Origin of the sequence: Bradyrhizobium sp. 187 (genome assembly GCF_023101005.1) — a bacterium.
Taxonomy (GTDB): domain Bacteria; phylum Pseudomonadota; class Alphaproteobacteria; order Rhizobiales; family Xanthobacteraceae; genus Bradyrhizobium; species Bradyrhizobium canariense_D.
Genome location: NZ_CP064693.1, coordinates 3,832,971 through 3,852,815 on the forward strand (window position 1 = coordinate 3,832,971; position 19,845 = coordinate 3,852,815).

21 protein-coding genes, 1 tRNA gene and 1 pseudogene are annotated in these 19,845 nt (G+C 63.4%); 8 read left to right on the forward strand and 15 right to left on the reverse strand.

Annotated elements, in window-relative coordinates; all coding sequences use genetic code 11:
- Positions 1-92 precede the first annotated feature (92 nt).
- On the reverse strand, positions 93-389 hold the full coding sequence (locus IVB19_RS18255; RefSeq protein ID WP_018457868.1) for a hypothetical protein: 297 nt from the start codon (positions 387-389) through the stop codon (positions 93-95).
- A 307-nt stretch (positions 390-696) separates the two neighbouring features.
- On the opposite strand from IVB19_RS18255, the gene IVB19_RS40455 reads away from it, so the two are divergent.
- Entirely contained in the window at positions 697-903 is a 207-nt protein-coding gene (locus tag IVB19_RS40455) for a hypothetical protein (protein ID WP_007591053.1), read from the forward strand.
- Between the two features lie 41 nt (positions 904-944).
- Here the strand turns inward: IVB19_RS40455 and IVB19_RS18260 are convergent, their stop codons facing one another.
- A complete protein-coding gene (locus tag IVB19_RS18260) occupies positions 945-1,688 on the reverse strand; it encodes a DUF7168 domain-containing protein (RefSeq protein WP_018457870.1) in 744 nt (247 codons plus the stop codon).
- Positions 1,689-2,205: 517 nt separating this feature from the next.
- Between IVB19_RS18260 and IVB19_RS18265 the strand changes: the two genes are divergently transcribed.
- Positions 2,206-2,385, forward strand: coding sequence for a hypothetical protein (locus IVB19_RS18265; RefSeq protein WP_018457871.1), 180 nt, complete (start codon positions 2,206-2,208; stop codon positions 2,383-2,385).
- 14 nt (positions 2,386-2,399) lie between these two features.
- A complete protein-coding gene (locus IVB19_RS18270; protein ID WP_018457872.1) occupies positions 2,400-2,648 on the forward strand; it encodes a hypothetical protein in 249 nt (82 codons plus the stop codon).
- Between the two features lie 200 nt (positions 2,649-2,848).
- Here IVB19_RS18270 and IVB19_RS18275 read toward each other — a convergent pair whose 3' ends face one another.
- On the reverse strand, positions 2,849-3,013 hold the full coding sequence (locus IVB19_RS18275; protein ID WP_018457873.1) for a hypothetical protein: 165 nt from the start codon (positions 3,011-3,013) through the stop codon (positions 2,849-2,851).
- A gap of 329 nt (positions 3,014-3,342) precedes the next feature.
- Complete coding sequence (locus tag IVB19_RS18280; protein WP_018457874.1) at positions 3,343-3,678, reverse strand: hypothetical protein; 336 nt, start codon at positions 3,676-3,678, stop codon at positions 3,343-3,345.
- A gap of 629 nt (positions 3,679-4,307) precedes the next feature.
- On the opposite strand from IVB19_RS18280, the gene IVB19_RS18285 reads away from it, so the two are divergent.
- Entirely contained in the window at positions 4,308-4,844 is a 537-nt protein-coding gene (locus IVB19_RS18285) for a hypothetical protein (protein ID WP_085358631.1), read from the forward strand.
- Positions 4,845-5,584: 740 nt separating this feature from the next.
- Here IVB19_RS18285 and IVB19_RS18290 read toward each other — a convergent pair.
- The 9 genes and pseudogenes from IVB19_RS18290 to pncA all read right to left on the reverse strand — a co-directional run bounded on the left by IVB19_RS18290 (position 5,585) and on the right by pncA (position 14,761).
- A tRNA-Ser gene (locus IVB19_RS18290) sits at positions 5,585-5,674 on the reverse strand.
- Positions 5,675-5,956: 282 nt separating this feature from the next.
- Entirely contained in the window at positions 5,957-6,280 is a 324-nt protein-coding gene (locus tag IVB19_RS18295; protein WP_018457887.1) for a hypothetical protein, read from the reverse strand.
- Between the two features lie 238 nt (positions 6,281-6,518).
- Positions 6,519-8,369 (reverse strand): dihydroxy-acid dehydratase, encoded by a 1,851-nt coding sequence (gene ilvD, locus IVB19_RS18300; RefSeq protein ID WP_018457888.1) that lies wholly within the window; start codon positions 8,367-8,369, stop codon positions 6,519-6,521.
- A gap of 245 nt (positions 8,370-8,614) precedes the next feature.
- Positions 8,615-8,701 (reverse strand): annotated as a pseudogene (locus IVB19_RS18305) (ABC transporter permease); the annotation flags it as partial.
- A 362-nt stretch (positions 8,702-9,063) separates the two neighbouring features.
- Positions 9,064-10,317 carry a DUF1236 domain-containing protein gene (locus IVB19_RS18310; RefSeq protein ID WP_247821647.1) on the reverse strand — a complete coding sequence of 418 codons (1,254 nt, stop codon included), beginning with the start codon at positions 10,315-10,317 and terminating at the stop codon, positions 9,064-9,066.
- Positions 10,318-10,409: 92 nt separating this feature from the next.
- Entirely contained in the window at positions 10,410-10,796 is a 387-nt protein-coding gene (locus IVB19_RS18315) for a GrlR family regulatory protein (protein WP_018457891.1), read from the reverse strand.
- Between the two features lie 14 nt (positions 10,797-10,810).
- On the reverse strand, positions 10,811-12,844 hold the full coding sequence (locus tag IVB19_RS18320) for an NAD(+) synthase (protein ID WP_247821648.1): 2,034 nt from the start codon (positions 12,842-12,844) through the stop codon (positions 10,811-10,813).
- A gap of 146 nt (positions 12,845-12,990) precedes the next feature.
- Positions 12,991-14,106 (reverse strand): alpha/beta fold hydrolase, encoded by a 1,116-nt coding sequence (locus IVB19_RS18325; RefSeq protein WP_018457893.1) that lies wholly within the window; start codon positions 14,104-14,106, stop codon positions 12,991-12,993.
- A 16-nt stretch (positions 14,107-14,122) separates the two neighbouring features.
- Entirely contained in the window at positions 14,123-14,761 is a 639-nt protein-coding gene (gene pncA, locus IVB19_RS18330) for a bifunctional nicotinamidase/pyrazinamidase (RefSeq protein WP_018457894.1), read from the reverse strand.
- A 254-nt stretch (positions 14,762-15,015) separates the two neighbouring features.
- Here pncA and glk point away from each other — a divergent pair, with 254 nt between their 5' ends.
- The 3 genes from glk to IVB19_RS18345 all read left to right on the forward strand — a co-directional run bounded on the left by glk (position 15,016) and on the right by IVB19_RS18345 (position 16,641).
- The gene (gene glk, locus IVB19_RS18335) at positions 15,016-15,987 is read left to right on the forward strand and encodes a glucokinase (RefSeq protein WP_018457895.1); all 972 of its coding nucleotides are present in this window, start codon (positions 15,016-15,018) and stop codon (positions 15,985-15,987) included.
- Between the two features lie 143 nt (positions 15,988-16,130).
- Complete coding sequence (locus IVB19_RS18340) at positions 16,131-16,334, forward strand: hypothetical protein (RefSeq protein WP_018457896.1); 204 nt, start codon at positions 16,131-16,133, stop codon at positions 16,332-16,334.
- Between the two features lie 142 nt (positions 16,335-16,476).
- Positions 16,477-16,641, forward strand: a complete 165-nt coding sequence (locus tag IVB19_RS18345; protein ID WP_247821649.1) for a hypothetical protein — start codon at positions 16,477-16,479, stop codon at positions 16,639-16,641.
- Positions 16,642-16,703: 62 nt separating this feature from the next.
- Here IVB19_RS18345 and IVB19_RS18350 read toward each other — a convergent pair whose 3' ends face one another.
- On the reverse strand, positions 16,704-17,081 hold the full coding sequence (locus IVB19_RS18350; RefSeq protein ID WP_026233459.1) for a response regulator: 378 nt from the start codon (positions 17,079-17,081) through the stop codon (positions 16,704-16,706).
- Between the two features lie 111 nt (positions 17,082-17,192).
- The gene (locus tag IVB19_RS18355; protein ID WP_018457899.1) at positions 17,193-17,984 is read right to left on the reverse strand and encodes a Spy/CpxP family protein refolding chaperone; all 792 of its coding nucleotides are present in this window, start codon (positions 17,982-17,984) and stop codon (positions 17,193-17,195) included.
- 483 nt (positions 17,985-18,467) lie between these two features.
- On the opposite strand from IVB19_RS18355, the gene IVB19_RS18360 reads away from it, so the two are divergent.
- A complete protein-coding gene (locus IVB19_RS18360) occupies positions 18,468-19,808 on the forward strand; it encodes an ABC transporter substrate-binding protein (RefSeq protein WP_026233460.1) in 1,341 nt (446 codons plus the stop codon).
- The last annotated feature ends 37 nt before the right edge of the window (positions 19,809-19,845 follow it).

Here is a 19,845-nt window from a genome sequence, read left to right on the forward strand (position 1 = left end):
AACGCACTGACCGCGCAAGGGGTTCCCCGACTCAGAACCAGAGTGGCCGTTCCAGCGTGCGCGGATTCCGGCGCCACAGTCGCCCATTGCCGCTACTTGGTTCGGACAGTCTTCGCACCTGCGCCTTTCAAGGCGTCCGCGATCTTCTCAGGCGCATCGCCGTGAAAATCCACGGAGACCTCGATGCGGCCTTCCAGCTTCTGGTGTCCCTCCGGCGCAGGCGCGGCCTTGGCGTCAGGACCGGCCGGGCGTGTCCCCGACGTGTTCGCGCCACCGACGGGCTGGACGAAGACGTCGCTTCGCGGCACGCCGCATTCCTGCACGACATGCTCAACCGCAAGCTCGGCGCCGCGGCGCGTGTCGAATTCTCCGATGATCGTACTTTCCAAGGGCGCCCTCCATGGCTGGACGAGAGTGCCAACAACGGGTCAGCGAGGGCCAGGTTCCTGAACCCGCGGGCGGTTAGAACCGAACGATCCCGAACAGAACAAGCAGCGCGAGAGTGATCAACCCGGAGACCAGCAGCGAGCCGAGACATCCCAGCCGGTTCGAGAAAAAGAAGAACATACCTCGCCCATCCCATAGCTTCGTGACGAGCTAAGTTCTCCCATTCGACAGCGTTCCTGGAGGCGCTTTGGGGCGCGCGAACGAGGACCAATCCAAGAACCAATCGTTTCGCGGGACGTTGAGTCCGCGATGTCAGACGCTTTTGATTATTTCCGAGCGCACGCGGTCCGAGCCCTTTGCAAGGCCCGGGCGATGCCGCGCGGACGAATGAAACATCTGCAAACCGTCGTGGCCCGGATCTACCACCTGCTGACCAAGGAGGCTGCGTATGGGCCCAACCTGCAGCACATGGACGACTTCCGGGCAGCCCAGAAGCTCGAGAAGTCGATCGACTGAACTGCAATGACGGTGACGCTGCACGCCCTCCCCCGACGCGCTCAGCTCCCTTTGGGAGCGGTCCTTGACTGCGACCCTGCAAGCCCGGGATTGATGGCCAGCGACGCGCCGGCGGCGCCGCCGGCTTCATAGGCCGTCATCGACACCATCCGGCTGCTGCTGCGCTGGGTCCGCATCTTCAGGTCGAGCTTGTCGAACTCCGCATCGACCACCGACGTCTTGAGAACCACCAGCCCGCGGCCGGTGCTTTCGTTGATCTGATCGCGACTGGCCTTGATCGCCACCAGCCTGTCCGCGATGGACCCCACCATCCCGAGCGCGAAGGAGGCATTGGCCAGATGCCGCTCCTGGTGCCGGAACCTGCTGTAGTCGACCGAGGTCTTGAAGCGGCCGAGCTCGGCGCGGACGGCGCCGTCGATCAATTCGGCCAGATAATGCGCGACCTCGATGTCCGCGCCCAGGCCGAAGAACACATAGCTGCTCTCGCCGGCCGTGTTCTTCTCGCGCCAGACCCGACAATCGCAGAAACGAGCGATCGCCCCGATGCAGTCGTCCAGGGGAATTCGCTTCTTGCGAAAAGTCTCGTAGACCTTCCGCTCGCACGGCGACGCCCGCAGTTCGACGTCGGACAGCGACAAATCGTGGCGATCCAGCAGTTCGGCGACCTTGGCGGCCGCAGACAGCGCCTCGTCCTCAGTGCAGCCATTGGCGATGGTCTTGGAACGCAACGCCTGAATGCGGAGCTTCAGCTTGTCGAGTGCAGCTGGATTGGATGTCTGATTCACCGATCACCTGTCCGGGTAAACCCGACGGATAGAACCCGGTCGGATAGACCGGCGGAAGGGGTCTCTTGTCAACTGTATTGATCTTCGACTTTTTTCGAACGGACCTCACTCCTTCTACGTGCGGTGCACGACCTCGCGGCACTGACCATAGAATGCAGAGACGAGGCTTCACTACAATCGCGCACTCGCTCGATTTCCACCGCAACTGACAAATCACTGTCGGGAGCAGACCACCACAAGCCGAACGGGGTTGCGTGAGCGCCTTGGCTTTGGCGGCGGCGTCGTGTTCACAGTATTTCGAGCTTGCAGCCAGCCGGCTTTGATCCCTGCGCTTGTTGAGGTTAGCCGCAGCAGAGTGGTGGATTGAAGGACGCACTGATCAAGGCCGTCGATCGGTTTTGTGCCGCGACACATAGGGACTGGACCCGCTGTTAAGGTTTAGCGGTCAGGTTAACCCCAGCGAACGTTTGGCTGAGAGCGTCGAACTCGATATGACCTCGAATAGAGGAATATTCGAATGTCCAATAGAACCGCATTTCAAACTGCAGATGCAGACGAGCCCCACAACTTTTTTGATCTCGTCATTCACCTCACCTTCAGCGCTGTAGCCCTCCTGGCCACAGCTGTTTCGCTGGAGGCGATTGGGTTCATCGCTTGGCAGCCATCCACCTTTCTGGTTGCCTATATCTTTGACTGACGCGATTGGCTGGCATGAGCGAATTCGAAGGCCTCTCTGACCACTTCATTCTGCGGATGCACGAGTTCATTCGCCAAGAGGTGCAAGCAGATAGGCTAGCCGGCGCGCGTTTTGTCGGATTGCCAGCGAGGCTGCGCGCGGAAGCTCTTGCACGGGAAATCGAGCGACGCGGCTTGTTCTGCACGGCAATTGACTGGCCTCAGCATCTTGAGCCTGGAGCGGACAAATACGCACTGACCATTGGACACCGGAAGACGATCTAAAGCTCATCGTGCTCACGGCGCGACGCGTCCCGATGACCGGATTGCTCGCCTGCCAGACCGCAATCGCAAATGTCGATCCGCGATCGACTGCGACTCCTGCGGACCTGCATCGTGAACAAGAGAATGCCAAAGCTCCCGCGTAGCGGCCTCGGTCTAACCAGTCCCCGGCCCCTCCAACCCGGGGCCGTCTCTCCATCAGCCTACCGCCGCGTTGCGCCTCGCGCAGCTAACTCCCGATCCAGATCTTTCAAGCGCTCAAGCAGGTTCTCGACGATCTCTATGCAATCGGAAGGTCCCAACGATTGCACGCCGCGCGCCGCTAGCTCGCGCTCCAACATGGCGGCTATAATGATTTGAATGCTCACGAATTCTCCGCCGACTTCGCCTCCGAGACGGTACGGCTCAACTTAGAAATGGGTTTCGCTAAAGCGAAAGGCCGCAGGGTGGTTCCAGCCCCCACTGCGGCCATCCCGGGCAAATTAGAAACTGGTACTTAAATCTCGCCGGTGTTCTCACAGTAGAACACCGTGTTCCGAAAAAGGATTCCGTAAGACTACCGGAATTCGGGGTGGCCCGGATTGTCACTCGGGTGTGGAAATGGCACCGCTTCCTTACTAGGCCCATGCTCATTGCGGATGAGAGCGCCGGGAGCGACGCTGGGCTGGTACGTAGACTTCCCAGATTCCGGAGGTCGCTACCGCCACAGCCGGCGCGTGACGTTGAACAACGCCGCAAGCGGGACGCCTACCAACACACCCAGCATGCCGTACGATGTGACCAGCAGCGCAGCGCTAAGCGGCCCTGCGCTTGTCGCAAATCCGTAAGCTGCGCCTAAGCCTCCCAGCGTCACGGCAAAGACGACCATGTTGCGGTCGTTGCGCGCCTCGATGTTATAGACCGGGGGCCTTTTGCGGTGAAGAACGGGAGGACCGAACGGCACCTTCGAGCCGCAATTTGGACAGGCCGACGCACTCGGTGAAACCGGGTGGTCACAGTCGTGGCAATCGATCAGCTTTTTGGTCTGTCCCATGCCGCAAATCGTAGCGGCGGAGCGGCCAGTCCACAAGTTCGGCAGCTACTCCCAGCACACCGTCCTGCATGACCACAGCAGGGCCGCTCTGATCCTCCAGCATTCTCCGCGCTTGACGGCTTGAAAACCTGCGCGCCGCGCGGAAGGTTGACCAGTTCGGGACCTTTCTCGCCCACCATGGCGAGTACACCCGGGGCCGAACTGGTGCCGCTTGCGAACATGGGAATGGAGAGGCCGCCCGCTCCGGCGCCGAGAGCGGCACCAGACCACGTGGGCACGCTGCTGGAGCCCGCGCTGCCACCAAGCCCAAGCAACGAACCCAACCGTTTTAGATCAAGCGCTTCTTCGAAACAGAAAGACGGATTGGGCACTATTGGACTAGGAGGTGGCGGAAGGGGTGCCCGCTCAACCTCGCTGAATCGCTCGTCTTTTCCACCTGCGCCGAGAACAATCTACGGTCCTATCCACGGTTAGTCTCGCAACCTCACGGCCGAAGTTTTCGGCCATCTTAAGCAGCGCGCCGGCCTCGCCTGTCACCCTGCTCTCCTCCACCAGGTCGCGGCACAGTCGCTCCATTGCCGGGAGTTCGTCGGTGTCGTGCTGATCTCGCCCCATGCGGGCGATCAATCATGAACGTATTCGTCGGCGCAGCAGCAGCCTCCGTAGCCAGCATGCCTCTAGAAGCGCTGGCCTCGCCGCTTCCAGCCAGCGTGCCAAAGCTTGCCTTCGATGGCTCCCAATGCGGCGACGCAATGCGCGAGGCCTATTACAAGCTCGATGAAGCGAACGAGGCCTTGAAGCTGACGGCTGCGGACTTCCAAAGGGTATGGAAGGCTTGCGGCGAATGGCAAAAAGCCAATCCGCAGCCGGGCGCCCACCGCGCTCACAAGAAGTATTGCCGGCGCTACGATAAGCACATGGACGAGATCAACTATGATGCGGTCTTCGATGCGCATCAGAAGGCGCGCGACGCCTTCAAGGCCGCACAACTTGCCTTGGCGAACGTCAAGGTCCGCGACCTTGCCGAATTGTGCCTCAAAGCTTGCATGATCTATGTCTTTGAGGACGTCAGGCAGCCGCACCTACGCCATGTCGATCCGGTGATTTCAGTTTCCGTCGCGATGGATCTGGCCGCAATGGCTGCCCCGACGAAGGGCGAAGCCTGAGCCTCCAGGCCCGCCGGTTCACGGCGGGCCCGTTGTTCTCCGGGCGAGAACAGATTGCGCTAATAATAAATCTTCGTTTGTTCCTTGCGCGTGTATTTATAAGCGGAACACGTAGAAGTACGTTGCCTTAGTTGGCGGCCGTATGCGCCGGTTCACGCTGGCGGGCCTTTGCGAACCCATCGTTACGTTGGCTTTCGCAAGCTCGTGGAGCTCAGCCATTGCTGAATATGCAGCGCGTTCTCACTGAGCTGCGCGGCCTTCAAAAGAGCTTCCCGCTTTGGCCCCGGAGGCGTTGCTTCGGCCCGGGTTCGAGCGGCGCTCGCCATTTGAGTTAGGCGTTCAGTGAGAGAAGGGATGAGCTTGACCATAGATGGCTCCGCGTATTTGGCGGGAGCACGTGGCTCTCAGTCACCGATATATGCCGTGATGGGCCGGTGATGGAATTACTAGGCGCCGGTTCCGCAAGAATAGATAGTCAATTCGCCGTAGGTTCTCGGCCCTTCAGAGGACCCCTGTTGCCTCACCTGGCGGCCCTTCGCGCCGCCTCAACATGGCGGGGCTTTCCTGTAGTTGCCGGCGATCTCCAGCAGCGCCGCGCGCTCTACCGGATCGTCAGTCTGGGCCGCCAACGTGCGGCAGATTGACTCAATGTCGGGCTCGCGATAGCGCGCGCTGATTGTACGTTCGATTGTGCGCTGGAGCCAATCTACAAGTCTAAGTAGCTGATTTTGCTGGTGTTATGGCGGAAGGGGTGGGATTCGAACCCACGGTACCCTTGCGGGCACGCCGGTTTTCAAGACCGGTGCCTTAAACCACTCGGCCACCCTTCCAAGTTCGGAATTGCTGTCGCTTAACGCAGTCGACGGCGCATGGCAACGCGAAGTTGGCGCCCGCCCCTTCCCCGGCATCGGATCTGTCAGGCGAGCGTCAGCCTGTTCCCTTACCCTATGCCCTCTCGGCGATCCCGGACACTGGCGACATCTCCCAGGGCGTCGCCGGTTGCGAGGCCCGGTTTGGAGTCGCCTCCGTTTCCGGGCCTCGTTTGCTGGCTGCAAAGAAAAGCGGCGCCCCCGTTGGGAGCGCCGCTTGAATTCTTCGTAAGCTAGCTTGGCTCAGTTCCCGCAGGAGGCACAGTTCATCTGCACCGGGGCGTAATAGGAATAGCCCGGCTGGACCATCTCGACGCGCTGGCGCGTGGCGTATTGCGGCGGGATGCGCTCGTACTGGACGCTCGGCGGCGCCACCATCACGGTCTGCGGCACCATCACGGTGCGGTACTGCGCCGGTGCGCGGTGCGCCACGACGGAGCCGGGCGACACCATCACGGTCTCGTCGACGGTGCGGTATTGCGGCTGCACGTATTGCTGCTGGTAGCAGGTCGTGCACGGCGGCGGCGTGTAGCAATTGTAGCAGCCGGCGGAAGCCGCGCCGGTCATTGAAATCGCAGCGACGACTGTTGAGAAAACGACAGCGAGAGTGCGAGACATTATTGTGGTGCCCCAATTGCCCGAAACGGATTTGCGAAGATCGATGGCAGTATACGCCGCAAAATTCTGAGCTGCCGAAGTTCATCGGGGCATCCTTAATGCAAACGGCCGGCTTGCGCCGGCCGTTCAGAACTTGTTGACCATGCGCGATGCGTGATGCTTGCGATCACACCCGCACGTGACGCACTTACTTCGAGCGCCGCTTCACCTCGCGCACCGCGCCGCGCGCGGCGCTGGTGGTGAGCGCGGCGTAGGCCTGAAGCGCGGTCGAGACGTTGCGCTTGCGGCCGATCGCCTGCCATGCGGCATCGCCCTTCGCCTCTTCCGCGGCGCGGCGCCTGGCGAGCTCCTCGTCGGAGACCTCCAGCGTGATGCTGCGGTTCGGGATGTCGATGGCGATGCGATCGCCGGTCCTGACCAGACCGATGTTGCCGCCTTCGGCCGCTTCCGGCGACAGATGGCCGATCGACAGGCCCGACGAGCCGCCCGAGAAGCGTCCGTCGGTGACGAGCGCGCAGGCTTTGCCGAGGCCCATCGATTTCAGATAGCTGGTCGGATACAGCATCTCCTGCATGCCGGGACCGCCGCGCGGGCCTTCATAGATGATCACCACGACCTCGCCGGCAACGACCTTGCCGCCCAGAATGCCTTCCACGGCGGCGTCCTGGCTTTCGAATACGCGGGCGGGGCCTGAGAATATCAGGATCGAGGCGTCGACGCCGGCGGTCTTCACAATGCAGCCGTCCTGCGCGAGATTGCCGTAGAGCACGGCGAGGCCGCCGTCCTTGCTGAAGGCGTGCTCGAGGTTGCGGACCACGCCCTTCTCGCGGTCGGTATCGAGCTCGTCGTAGCGGCGCTCCTGGCTGAAGGCGACCTGGGTCGGGATGCCGCCGGGCGACGCCCGGAAGAAGGTGCGGACAGACTCGCTCCTGGAGCGCTTGATGTCCCAGCGCTCCAGCGCGTCGCCCATGTTCGGCGCGTGCACGGTCGAGACCGACGTGTCGATCAGGCCGGCGCGGTCGAGCTCGCCCAGGATGCCCATGATGCCGCCGGCGCGATGCACGTCCTCGACATGCACGTCGGCGACCGACGGCGCGACCTTGCAAAGGACAGGCACGCGGCGCGATAGCCGGTCGATGTCGCGCATGGTGAACTCGACCTCGCCTTCATGGGCGGCCGCGAGCAGATGCAGCACCGTGTTGGTCGAGCCGCCCATCGCGATGTCCAGCGTCATCGCGTTCTCGAACGCCTTGAAGTTCGCGACATTGCGCGGCAGCACGCTAGCGTCGTCCTGCTCGTAGTGGCGGCGCACGATATCGACGATGGTGTGGCCGGCCTCGACGAACAGGCGTTTGCGATCGGCGTGGGTTGCGACCACCGTGCCGTTGCCGGGGAGCGCAAGGCCAAGGGCTTCCGTGAGGCAGTTCATCGAATTGGCCGTGAACATGCCCGAGCACGAGCCGCAGGTCGGGCACGCCGAGCGCTCGATCACCTTGACGTCCTCGTCGCTGACCTTGGAATCGGCGGCTGCGACCATGGCATCGATCAGGTCGACCGCCTTGGTCTTGCCCTGCAGGGTGACCTTGCCTGCCTCCATCGGTCCGCCCGAGACGAACACGGCAGGGATGTTGAGCCGCAGCGCCGCCATCAGCATGCCGGGGGTGATCTTGTCGCAGTTGGAGATGCAGACCATGCCGTCGGCGCAATGGGCATTGACCATGTACTCGACGCTGTCGGCGATCAGCTCGCGCGACGGCAGGCTGTAGAGCATGCCGTCATGGCCCATGGCGATGCCGTCGTCGACCGCGATGGTGTTGAACTCTTTCGCCACGCCGCCGGCCTGCTCGATCTCGCGGGCGACGAGCTGGCCGAGGTCCTTGAGATGGACGTGGCCGGGCACGAACTGGGTGAAGGAGTTGACGACCGCGATGATCGGCTTGCCGAAATCGCCGTCCTTCATGCCCGTCGCGCGCCAGAGGCCGCGGGCGCCCGCCATGTTGCGGCCGTGGGTGGTGGTGCGGGAGCGATAGGCTGGCATGGCGGTTTCCGTCCTCGGTTTGGCTGGCAGGGCGGGGCAAATTTTCGAAGCCGCCTCAGGCCTTTCCGGCCGGATAGCGCACGGGGGGAACGCGCGCAACGGGAACTTGGGCCGGACAGGGCTCCCCTGCTCCCGGCGCGTGGGCACCGGCGGTCTCAGCCGTCATGCCCGGGCTTGTCCCGGGCATCCACGTTCTTGATGCGGAAAGGTCGTGGATGGCCGGGACAAGCCCGGCCATGACGGAATTATTGCAGTTCGGGATCGAGCCAGTCGCCGATCACGGAGACCGGCAGCGTGGTCACGACGATGGTGGTCGCCGGTGCCGGCATGATCAGGGCCACATGCGCTCGCGCGCTTGCATTGGTTTCAGGCAACCGCGCGTGCAGGCGCATGCACCGCGAAAATTCAAGCGCGATGAAATCCGTAGTGATCCGGAATGGAATCCTATTCCGATGTCGCGTACATCGCGGGACATCGATCGGCGGCCTTCCAAGGGCATCACCCTCTGATCGCGCACCACGGGGTTGGGGGACCACATGGGGCGGGGGGATCAAAGGCTGGGGCAAGGTTACGAGGTCCGGACTCCTAGGCACTCCGGACCTCGGGACTTTCTAGTTTGAACGTGATTTCGCGCCGCCGGCTTGATCAGCCGTGCGGCGCGAAGTCGTTTTGGCGTCGTTATGCCGACACGGCGCTAGCGTGTCTGCGGCTCGATCGTCACCGTGCAGTCGCCCTGCCCTTGCGTCGCGACCACGATGTTGCCCGCGGGAGCGCCGATGGCGATCGGCGCGGATGAGCCGCCGCCGGGCATCTGGACAGTCACGCTCAGGGAGTCCGTTCGCGCGGTCGAGCCCACGGTCGAGGGTTCTGCCTGGGCCACATTACCCGAGGCGTCACGCCGCATGATCTGGCAGTTCACATTGCTGCCCCCGGCGGCCGCCATGCTCGATGAGGTGCCGCCGCTCATCTGGGCGCGGGCTCGTGAGGGGTCGCGGGGCACCTGGCTGACGATGCGATGCGTCCGCGGCTCCACAATGACGACGTCGTCGCCCGTCGAAAAATATTCGTAGTCCCGATACTCGGGCTCGATCGCGACGATCTCGGGCGGAAGCCTGTGGAGGCGCACGCGCGAGGGAATGGTTTCACCGACCCGGATCGAGATGTTCAGATTACGCTCCGGCTCCGCCAGGCGTGCGCGGCTCACCGTTTCGGAGATCCGCACCTGCTTCTCGGACGTCACCTGAGTCTGCTGATTGGCCTGCGTGTTGGTCTGGGGCGTCTGATTGGCTTGATTGGTCTGCGTGCCTGAAGTGGCAGGCGCGGTCTGCGCATTGTTGGTCGGGGCCGTCCGGTTCGTGTCGGTCGCTGTAGCCGGTCGGTTGTTCTGTTGCGCCGGCTGCTGCTGCTCGGCCGCGTTGCGCGGCGGCTGGGTCTGGTTGCGCTCGTTCTGGTTGGCCGCAGCTCCCGTGCGCTCGTTCTGCTGGCCAGACGTGCCGGACTTGGACTTCTCGGACTCGGCCGTTGATTTCTGCGGCGCGGACTTGTCCTGCTTCGTCTCGGCGCTGTTCTTGCCGTCGCGTCCCGGTTTCGGGCTCTCCGCCTCACGGTTGCGATCGCGCGAAGGCTCACGAGATTCCTGGGCCTGATCCTTCGACTTCGGCTGGTTGCGCTCGGCAGAACTGGCCGGCTGGCGCTTGTCGTCACTCGCGTCCTGCTTGGCAGCGCCGCCCTTCTCCTCGCGGCCCGCACCCTGCAATCGCTCCTGGGCGCCCTGCGCGCGCTCTTGAACCCGTTCTTGGGCGCCGCCGCGTTGCGGCCCGGCACCTTTCGCCGGCTCCTCGGTCCGTCTCGGCTCGTCCCTTCGCTCACCGGGCGCCTGGGCGTAGGCGAAGCCGGAAGCAAGCATCAGTCCGATAGCCGCGGTCGATAACATCAAGTGCTTGCGCATGGTCCCTCTCCTGGAAAATTCGCAACAACAGACGCGAACGTTCTGTGGGTGCGAAGGTTCCTGATCAGGAACGAGGGCTGATCACGCGGGTCTCACATCGGGTCCTTCAGCGTGAGCCGCGCCGTGAATGTCACGCTGGTCTTGCCAACCAGCGCCATGCCTTCGACTTCGGCGCCGTCGGCGGAATAGTCGCCGGAAAAGCCGCAGGTCACTTCCCTGCCGCCGAACGCGAGCGGCTTGCCGACGGCCTCGGTGTGCTGATTGACGGTCATGTCGCCACGCCATTTCCCGTTCCGGAAGGTGTAGCTGCCGGTGTAGTAGAAATAGCTGTCGCCGCCCATGATGCGGCCATCGCAGAGCACGACGACGCCTTTGGCCTGGCCGCGCTTGCCGTCGCGCATCTCGATCTCAAAGATGTAGAGGCCGTTGAGGACCTTCTGTGGGTTGCCGCCCTGCTCGAGCCCATCGCCGGCCGACATCGCTCATCTCCCGTTCAAACCGGCACATTCCGCTCGAGATCTTCAAGCCACGCCGCAGCGCTCGAATCCGACGGCGCACGCCAGTCGCCGCGCGGCGACAACGAGCCGCCGGCCGAAACCTTGGGTCCGTTCGGCATCGCCGAGCGCTTGAACTGGCTGAAAGCGAAGAAGCGGCGCAAGAACACCTCCAGCCAGCGGCGTATTTCCTTGAGATCGTAGGCCTTGCGCTTGTCGGTCGGAAATGCCGGCGGCCACTCGCCCTGGGCAACGTCTTTCCAGGCCTGCAGCGCCATAAAGGCGATCTTGGACGGCCGCATGCCGAACCGCAGCGTGTAGAACAGGTTGAAATCCTGGAGCTCGTAGGGGCCGACCGAAGCTTCCGTGCTCTGCGGCTTCTCGCCGGGCTCACCCGGAACCAGCTCCGGCGAGATTTCGGCCGACAGGATCGATCCAAGCGTTTGGTTGACGTCGTCGGTGAACTGCTTGGAGGCAATCACCCAGCGGATCAGATGCTGGATCAGCGTCTTCGGCACCCCGGCGTTGACGTTATAGTGCGCCATCTGATCGCCGACGCCATAGGTGCACCAGCCCAGCGCGAGTTCGGAGAGATCGCCGGTGCCAATCACGAGGCCGCCATGATGGTTGGCGAGCCGGAACAGATAGTCCGTGCGCAGACCCGCCTGCACATTCTCGAATGTGACGTCATAGACCTTCTCGCCCTTGCCGAAGGGATGGCCGATGTCCTTCAACATCTGCGTCGCCGTGGTGCGAATGTCGAGCTCCTGCCAACTCGTCTGCAACGCCTTCATCAGCGCCAGCGCATTGGTCTTGCTGTCGCTGCCGGTGGCAAAGCCCGGCATGGTGTAGGCGAGAATGTTCTCTCGCGGCAGGCCAAGAAGGTCGACGGCCTTAGCGGCGACGATCAAAGCATGGGTGGAATCGAGTCCGCCCGAGACGCCGATAACGACGCGCTTGGTACCGGTCGCACGCATGCGCTGGACGAGGCCCGCGACCTGAACGTTGTAGGCCTCATAGCAGTCCTGCTCGAGCAGGCTCTCGTCGCTCGGCACGAACGGAAAGCGCTCGACCTTGCGCAGGAAGCCGATATCGGCGGCCGGCGCCTTCAGGGCGAAGCCGACTTTTCGGAAGAAGGCTTCGCGCTGCCGGCGATTGTCGTCGAACGTACCCATCAGCGCGCGTTCCTGCCTGAGCAGGTCGAGATCGACGTCGGCCAGCGTGATCTGGCCGCCCTGGCGGAACCGCTCGCCCTCGGCCAGCAGCACGCCGTTCTCGTAGATCGAGGTCTGGCCGTCCCAGGCCAAATCCGTGGTCGATTCTCCTGCCCCGGCCGCGGAATAGACGTAAGCCGCGAGGCAGCGGGCCGACGTCGATTGGCACAAGAGCGCGCGCGAGCGGGCGCGGCCGATCGTGATCGGGCTGCCCGAGAGATTGATCAGCACGCTCGCGCCCGCAAGCGCGAGCTCGGAGGCCGGCGTTACCGGGATCCACATGTCCTCGCAGATCTCGACGCCGATGGTCAGGCCCGGAACGTCCTCGGCTGCGAACAGGAGGTCGACGCCGAACGGGGCATGCAGCCCGCCAAAGGCGACCATCTCTCCGACGATGCCGGCGCCGGAGGCGAAATGCCGCCCCTCGTAGAATTCGCGATAGGTCGGCAGGTAGCTCTTGGGCACCACGCCGAGGATCTTGCCGCGATGGATGACGACCGCGCAATTGTAGATCCGATTGCCAAAGCGCAGCGGCGCGCCAACGATCAGGACGGTCATCAGGGACGAGGATGCCTCGACGATGGCCACAAGCCCGCGCTCGACCGCATCGAGCAGCGGATCCTGCTTCACGAGATCTTCGATTGCATAGCCGGACAGGCAGAGCTCGGGGAACACGGCAACCGCCACCGACTGCGCGTGGCAGTCCTTCGCCGCCGCCAGAACCGCAGCTGCGTTGGCCGTGGGATCAGCCACATGAGAGGTGGTGACGCAGGCCGCCACGCGCGCAAATCCGTGGGCATAGATCGAGTGGAAACTCATCGAGCACAGTCCCTTTGTCTCGTCGCGACCGGCCTCCGCCGGCTCTGGACTCCATTTAACCCATCGACATGGCCCCGTGCAGGCCATTCAACGGCATGCATAACGGATTTGCAGCTTCGCTGCCCGGCCGTGCCCTTGAGGCAGTCTCAGGCTCTGCGCGCCAGCATGCCGGGCAGATCGTCGCGCAGCCACTCGGCGATCCGGGGCCAGGCATGGGCGTGGGTCCGCGCGCCCATGAACAGGCCAAGATGGTTGCTGGGCTGGGAGGCCGCCGCAATGAACGCCGGCGGTGTGCCGAGCAAGCCGGCGGTGGCGAGCGCCTGCGCAGCCGGCACGACGTCGTCATCGAGTCCGGCCAAAAGGAAGACCGGCGCCTTGACGTCCTTCAGATCAATCCCGCGGCCGAGTGCCGTGAACTGGCCGCGCGCGATCCGGTTCTCCCGGAAAATCCAGTTGACGATCTCGAGATAGTAGGTGCCGGGCAGATTGAGGGGCTCGGCATTCCAGCGCTCGAAGCGTGCCAGCAGCGCCGCACCGTCCTCGCCGGAGAGGTCGCTCTGCAGCGCCGTCGCGATGTCGTCGCGGCTCGGTGCCTTCGACCAGAGCCGCAGCATCTCTTCGCCGCTGACATTGCCGCCGCCGCGGGCGACGAGCTGGTCGTAGACCATCTCCGGCGCGTTGCGGGCGAGCTGCGACAGCCTGGAGTCAATGGAGAGGTCGACGGGCGCGCCAGCCAGTACCAGCCGCCGCACCTTGGCGGGAAAGCGCGCCGCATAGAGCAGCGAGAGCCAGCCACCCTGGCACAGGCCGACGAGATCGACCGGCGCGCCGATTTCGTCGATGGCGACGTTGAGATCACCGAGATAGCTGTCGATCGAGAGATAGCGCATGTCGGGTGCGGCCGAGCGCCAGTCGGTGAGATAGACCCGGTCGATGCCGCCATTTTGCAGGGACTGCACAACGCTGTGGCCGGGCGCGAAGTCGGCGATCAGGGCCCGGTGCAGCGCATAGGGCGCGCAGACCAGTGCCGGCTGGCCGGCCCCCGTCCGCGCGCAATTACGCAGGCGCATGGTCGCAAGCTCCAGCGCGACGGAGTTGGGCGTGGTCCAAGGCAGGCTGCTGTCGGCCAGCTCCGACGGGCCGCGCTCGAGCCATCCAAAGCAGGCGTCCATGGCAATCCGCGCCGCAGCGAACGGCCACAGCAGCGGGTCATCCGGGACCGGCTCCGGTGCGCGCAGCTGTTTGCCGGTCTTCTCCGCCATGGCTATCCCACGGTCCTCACAGGAAGGCCTCGAAGCTGACGAGCGAAATACCGCGCTCGCGAAAACTCTGATGGGTCGCGGCCACCGAGCCGTCGAGATCGATGCCGCGGCAGGCGTCCTCGATGACGGCGACCTCGAACCCGGCCTTGCGGGCATCGTCCGCCGAGAAGCGAACGCAGAAGTCGAACGCGAGGCCGGCGACGAAGACGGTGTTCAACTCGCGTTCGCGCAAATATCCGAGCAGGCCGGTCGGCGTTGTCCTGTCGTTCTCGAACAGCGCCGAATAGGAATCGATGCCGCGCCGAAATCCCTTCCGCACCACCAGATTTGCGCGGGTGACGTCGAGATCGCGATGAAATTCGGCGCCTGCGGTGCCCTGCACGCAATGGCTCGGCCACAGCACCTGGACGCCGTAGTCGAGCACGATGGTCTGGAACGGCTGTTTGCCCGCATGGTTCGGCGCAAAGGAGACATGATCGCGGGGATGCCAGTCCTGGGTCAGCACCACATTGGCGAATTTTTGGGCGATCCGATTGATGGCGGGGACGACCTTCTCGCCGCCGGGCACGGCGAGCGCCCCGCCCGTGCAAAAATCGTTCTGCACGTCGATGACCAGCAGCACGTCGCGGTCGGAAATCTTCATCGCAAGGTCCATTCCAGGCCATCCGCGCGAGCGGCGCCGAAGGCACGTCTGCAGTGTCGATCTTCCCGGGCTGCTTCGCAACCAACGAGAAGGTGCGGCGATCTGCGCGAATGCGCCCCGTCGGTCCCGGGATGCAACGGTTTGGGCTGATGCGTGTTGACTAGATCCACCCGGGGACGGATTCTGACAGCCGTTCGCGTCTTGCGATCGGATAGAGCGGAGGAAGCGGTTCCCGCAGCCGGAAAGGCTGCGGCAGCCATACGCACATGACCATCGGCAAGACAGGACAGATTCTTCTCGCCGATATCGGCGGCACCAATGCGCGCTTCGCGCTCAGTCAGGGCGATCAGACCGGACCGATCGACTACGTCAAAGTGGCAGACTTCCCGACCGTCCGGGAAGCCATTGCCGATGTTCTCGCGCGTCGCTGCCACGGCCAACCGCCCCCAAGGGCCGTGCTGGCCGTCGCAGGACCGGTGACCAACAACCGCTGCGTCATGACCAACAGCCCATGGGTCATCGACGGCAACGAGCTTCAGCCGGCCCTCGGCTTCGACAGCGTCCATGTTCTTAACGATTTCGAGGTGGTGGCCTGGTCCCTGCCCGCCCTGCAGCCCGCCGACCTGATCCCGCTCGGCGGACAGGATGGCCTTCCCGGAGAGCCGTTGCTGGTGGTTGGCCCTGGAACCGGCTTTGGCGTGTCCTGCCTGGTCGAGCGCCACGGCTCACGGCTGGCCGTCGTCACCGAGGCAGGCCACGCGACCCTGCCGGCGGAGGACGAGCGCGAGGAACGCGTGATCGCGTGCATGCGCCGACGCCTCGGCCATGTCTCCATCGAGCGTGGCGCGTTGTCCGGTTCGGGCCTGCAAAGCCTGTACGAGGCGCTGGCCGAGGTGGAAGGCGCTCAGGTGCCGCATCGCGATGCTGCCGCCATCACGAAGGCCGCCCTGGAAGGCAGTTGCGAGCTCAGCCGCAAGACGCTGGAGATGTTTTGCGCCATCCTCGGCTCGGTCGCGGGCAATCTCGCGGTGACCTTCGGCGCACGCGGCGGCGTTTATATCGCCGGCGGAATCGTGCCGCGCTTTCCTGACTTCCTCGCAGCCTCCGCATTCCGGGCGCGCTTCGAAGCCAAGGGACGCTTCCAGGACTATCTGCGCGACATCCCGACCAGACTGGTCACGAAACCTGATGCGAGTTTCCTCGGCCTGACGATGTTCGCGGAGCACAACCAGCCTTAAACGGCGCGCGCCTCCGTCCGCGGGTTCCAGTCATGCACAGCTGATTGCGCGGCACGCGCGCGCGACGCGGGATCGTGCTTGCGCGCACGTCCCGGATGAGAAACAATCCTAGCTTGTGCGTGGCGTAGTTGCGGGGGCGTGACATGCGTAAGCAGGATCTGGGTTTCGACTATCACCGCTATCACCGCCTGCTGCTCGAGGCGGACGACGAGGGCAAGCGGCTGGCCCTGATCGAGCTCTTGATCGAGGAAAAGGCGCGTGACCGCCTCGCAGCCCAGCGCGCTTCGGACCGCGCCGCCATGACGGCCCACACCATCGCCACGGTGCTGAAGAACGGGCGCCACTGAAACGCGTGATCGCACTCCAGTGCCCGAAAATGCGGTATCGATTGCGATTTCGTTAACGACCCCTCGAAAGCTCGCGTCAAACTTTTTGCTCTAGGAGTTCCCCACCTGATCCAATTCAGGGGCAACAAAGGGGGGAATGAACATGAGCATGATTTCGATCGCCGCGATGCCGGCCACCAGCGAAACGCGTTTGGCCGATTCTTCGTTTTCTTCGTTCAAGACCATCTTGCTGTTTTGCTGCACGGGCCTGGTCGCCTCGTTCGGCCTGATGGCGCGCGGCATCGATCTCGGCGCCGGCCTGATATGAAGCGGCGACGAATTCCGTCGCGAAATGGCCGCCCCTGATGGGCGGCCATTTTCATTTTGGTCTCAGTTCGGCGTCTTCGCTGCCGCTTCCGGAAACATCGAATCGATCATCGCCTTGAGCTGATCGATCGAAATCGGCTTGCGCAGGATCGGCCGGCGCCTGAGCAAGGACGGCAGCAGCTCCGGACCGTAGCCCGTGGCGAACAAAAACGGCTTCCCGCGACGCTCGATCAGATCGGCGACCGGATCGACGTAGAGGCCCTTGAGATTGATGTCGAGGATCGCAAGATCGTACTGCGCGGTCATGGCGAAAGCGCTGGCGTCCCGAACATTATCCGCTTCCGCGATGACGTGGTGGCCGAGTTCCTCCACCATGTCCGTCATCATCATCCGGATCAACGTCTCGTCTTCGACCAGGAAAACGGAGAGTCCGTCCGCCATATCAACCCCGCCCATCAGCTTCCCAAGCTAATCATAACCGAATTGCGAAGAGCATTCACGAATTCGTGGCGGGGTCCGTTAATTCGACGCGCCCGATCCGATTCCACTTGATCAATCCAATCCTCGTTCGTGGCTGAGCCGCACCATCTCCTGCACGAACACCTGCTTTTGTTTGTCATCGAGGCTCGAATAGAGGGGCTCGGCGGCGTCGGCGACATTGCGCTGGTCGGCAGCGCGGTCGATCAGGAATTGGGCCTCGTTGCGCATCTGCTCGACGATGTCGTCGGGAGGATCCCGCTTGGCGCGCGCAACCCGCAGGTTGAGCCGCTCGGCACCGTTATGCCCGAGGTAGTGCATGGCGCTCGAGAAACCGTACCAGTGCTTCTCCTGCTCGGGCGTGAGGTTCAGCTCGGTCTTGATCCGCTCGATATAGGAGTCGCTGTTGGTGACGATCTGGTCGGCGGTCAATTGCGGCGCGCCGGTCTGGGTGAGGACCGTGACATCCTTGTCCTGCGGCGCGTTCTTCGCCTCCTTGCTCGCCTTGGCGCCCTTGCCCGCCTTGGCGCTCTTGGCATCTTTGTCCTTGCCGGCGCCCTGCTTGGCGTCCTTGGCCGCATCCTTGCTTGCATCCTTGCTCGGATCTCTGGCGGCAGGCGCCTGATTGCCATTATTGCCAACGCCGAGCACGCCGGTGAACACACCGACCACACCGCCGATCGCGCCGCCGAGCACACCGCCGACCGGACCCGCCGCCTTGTTCCCGGCCGCCGCTCCTTCCTGAACCCCTTTGACCAGGCCTTGAGCATTCGCCACCGCGGCTGCGCCGAGCAGCAACACGAAAACGGACCCCAGCGCGAACCATCGTCGCAGGTAAAGCCGCGCGGGCGGCGCCGGGTTGATCATTCTGGTCTCCATCTCGATCTGATTAGGCTCTTGGGGATGAGAACCACCCGCCAGCTGCAACTCTATCGTTTTCACCGCTTCGAGGTCTAGGCGCCGACAAATGCTATCCACGCCCGAAAAGTGTTTGCCGCGAGGTGCTTATGCAGGCTCCTTGGAAACTGCGGCGTAATTGCGCACATGTCGGTCGGGCGCGCCAGCGCCAAGTGTGCGTCGCAAAACAACCGGCCGTGGTTCATGGTCCGCGCATGAGGTCGAGGGCGCTGCCGCGTTCCCGGACACAACGTTAGTTCTAGGCGCAAGCCGTTCGGTTTTCTCGACAGACGCAATCAATCATGATCTGATCGCGCTACCAATTTGCCTTCGAAGCCGACGGCATCAACAAGAAACGTCGAACAAGAAACTTTCGAAAAGAAAATCAAAAGCAGAACTCGGAAGAGTTCAGAGGAACGCCAGAATAATAAAACACCCAAGCGAGGAAACGAGATGTCACGCAAGACACTGACGCGACGTCAATTTGTGGCTGCCACTGCAATGTCCTCCGCGGCGCTGATCACGGCGCCCTATGTCCGAGGCGCTTACGCCGCCGGCAAGCTCTCGATCGGCTTCTGGGACCACTGGGTGCCCGGCGCCAACGATGCCTCCACCGCGCTCGTCAAGGAATGGGGCGAGAAGGAGAAGGTCGAAGTCTCGATCGACTACATCACCAGCAACAACAAGAAGATCGAGCTGACGGCAGCGGCCGAAGCCCAGGCCAAGTCCGGTCACGACATTCTCCAGATGCCGAGCTGGTGGCCGCACGCCTATTCCGAGAATCTCGAACCGCTCAACGACGTCATGGAGCCGCTCATCAAGCAGAACGGCGAGGTGAACGACACCGTCAAATATCTCGGGCGGTCGGGCGGCAAATGGCTCGCAGTGCCCGCGACGCCGGGAAGCCAGATCAAGGGCCCCTGCTCCCGCATAGATCTCATGAAGAAACACGCCGGCATCGACGTGCAGGAGATGTATCCAGTCGGCGCTCCGCCAAAAGCAGACAACTGGACCATGGAGACGTTCCTGAAGGCGGCCGAGGCCTGCCACAAGGCCGGCTTCCCCTTCGGCATCGGTCTCGGCGAGACCACCGACAGCGTCGACACCGCCGGCGCGATCTTCCAGTCGTTCGGCGCCGAGCTCGTCAACGCCAAGGGCGATATCACCGTCAAGACCGATGCAGTGCGGCAGGCGCTCGAATTCTACAAGAAGCTGATCGCCGTCCTGCCCACCGACGCGCCGTCCTGGGACGATGCCTCCAACAACAAATGGCTGATCTCGGGCCGCGGGGCGATGATCCTGAATCCGCCGAGTGCCTGGGCGGTCGCCAAGCGCGACGCACCGCAAGTCGCCGAACAGTGCTGGACGCACGGCTTCCCGTCCGGTCCGAAGGGACGTTTTGCGCCCTTCCTGCCGTACTTCTGGGGCGTCTGGGCCTTTGGCAAAAACAAGGAAGCGGCCAAGAGCTTGCTTGTTCACCTGTCCTCGCCGGCGGCGATCGAGAAGTTCGTCGCGGCGAGCGGCGGGTACGATCTGCCGGCCTACGCGAACATGACGAAGTTCAAGACCTGGGCCGAGGAAGGGCCGCCGAAGGGCACGCTCTTCCACTATCCGGATCCCTACAAGCAGCAGACGATGTCGATCGCCGCGTCTCCGGCGCCGCCGAAGATCGCCCAGCAGATCTACTTCCAGGCGACGCTGACCAAGATGGCGCTGCGCTTTGCGCAAGGAGAGAAGTTGGAAACCGCGCTCGCCTGGGCCGAAGGCGAGTGCGAAGGCTTCATGCGAACCTGAGCCGGGTATGTGCCATGGCGGTTCACGCTTCGCGCGT